1 protein-coding gene is annotated in these 501 nt (G+C 66.7%); it reads right to left on the reverse strand.

The annotated features are described in order from the left end of the window. Positions 1–327, reverse strand: a 327-nt coding sequence (locus CAY82_RS24985; protein WP_218190852.1) for a histidine kinase, incomplete at its 3' end; no start/stop codon positions are given. Between the last annotated feature and the right edge of the window lie 174 nt (positions 328–501).

Below are 501 nucleotides of genomic sequence, written 5' to 3' on the forward strand. Positions count from 1 at the left end.
TGCAGCCAGCTCACTCCGTACTGCGACCAGCGACAGGTTGTGCCGGAGAGTGTCGTGCAGATCACGAGCGAACCGCAGCCGCTCCTCGGCGATCGCGAGCTGAGCGCTGACCGCGCGGGACCGGTCGATCTCCCAGCCGAGGCTGAGCGTCCACACCGAGACTCGGCAGGTGAAGACGATGAGAACAGCCCAGGAGACATAGGCGATCGCCGGACCCAGCTGGAGCGACCACGCGCCAGTCACAGCCGCTCCGGCGAGGATCACGCCCAGCAGCGGCGCCCACCGCAGCATCGGCGTCAGAGCGAAGGTCAAGGCGCCGATCAGCATAACGCTCACGGGGATGTGGAGTTCTGCCTCGCCGCTACCCCAGCCGAACTTGGGGAAGGCCAGGTCCGCAGCAAGGAAGCCAGCAAGAGTCAAGGCAGTGGGAACTGCAATCAGACGGCTGGGGACCGGGGCTCCGGTCAGATACCTGCTGATGGCCGCGCGGAGCAGGAGCAG

The sequence above is a fragment of the Pseudomonas sp. SID14000 genome (assembly GCF_002165135.1).
Classification (GTDB): Bacteria; Pseudomonadota; Gammaproteobacteria; order Pseudomonadales; family Pseudomonadaceae; genus Aquipseudomonas.